Origin of the sequence: Streptomyces sp. ACA25 (assembly GCF_028200735.1) — a bacterium.
Taxonomy (GTDB): Bacteria; Actinomycetota; Actinomycetes; order Streptomycetales; family Streptomycetaceae; genus Streptomyces.
Genome location: NZ_JAQKPV010000070.1, coordinates 1 through 1,013, shown reverse-complemented (window position 1 = coordinate 1,013; position 1,013 = coordinate 1). Strand labels below are relative to the sequence as shown.

Annotated in this window: 1 protein-coding gene; it reads left to right on the top strand. The window is 65.7% G+C overall.

Annotated features, from left to right (window positions below; all coding sequences use genetic code 11):
* Positions 1 to 998 (top strand): RNA-guided endonuclease InsQ/TnpB family protein (locus PJ985_RS23195; protein WP_271685853.1); only part of this gene is annotated, 998 nt, incomplete at its 5' end.
* Positions 999 to 1,013: the final 15 nt, after the last annotated feature.

The following is a 1,013-nucleotide window of genomic DNA, read 5'->3' as shown; positions in this document are numbered from 1 at the left end:
CCCGCCTCAAGGCGGAAGGGCTCGGGGCACAGGCGGCGCAGCATGTGATCAAGAAGGTGCGCGACGCCTACACGACGCTGCACGCCAACCTGCGCGCCGGGAACCTCGGCAAGCCGAAGTCGAAGCGCCGGATCAAGGCCGAGTCCAAGCCGATCACGTTCCGGCCCCAGGCCGCGCAGCCGTACGACGACCGGTGTGTGAGCTGGCAGTACGACCAGCAGACCGTGTCGATCTGGACGACGGCCGGGCGCATCAAGAACGTCCGCTTCGTCTGCTCGGTCGACGCGCTGAAGGTGCTGACGCAGTACCGCAAGGGCGAGGCCGATCTGATCGAGCGTGACGGCGTGTTCTACCTGGTCGCCACATGCGACGTTCCCGAGGCCGGCACGTACGAGCCAAACGGTTTCACCGGTGTGGATCTCGGCATCGTCAACATCGCCACCACGTCCACCGGCTACCAGGCCGCCGGGCGTGGTCTGAACCGGTACCGCAAGCGTCAGCTTGCCCTGCGGGCCAAGCTCCAGAAGAAGCGCACCAAGAGCGCGAAGCGCCGGTTGAAGGAGCGCTCCCGCCGCGAACAGCGGCACGTCAAGAACACCAACCACGTCATCGCCAAGACGATCGTGACCGAGGCTGAACGCACCTCGGCCGGGATCTCCCTGGAAGAACTCAAGGGAATCCGGCAGAGGGTACGGCTGTGCAAGCCCCAACGGGTCGCACTCCATTCCTGGGCCTTCGCCCAGCTCGGAGGCTTCATCGCATACAAGGCCAAGCGGGCAGGGGTGCCCCTGGTCTTCGTTGATCCCGCGTACACGTCCCAGATGTGCTCGCATTGCCAGCACATCGACAAGCGCAACCGTGTCGACCAGGGGCTCTTCATCTGCCGAAGGTGCGGGGTCGTTGCCCACGCCGACCGGAACGCTTCCCACAACATCGCCACCCGTGGCGAGACCGTGTGGAACGCGGGGCGTGAGTCACGCGTCCCTGCCACCCCATAGGGGTATCTGGACGGA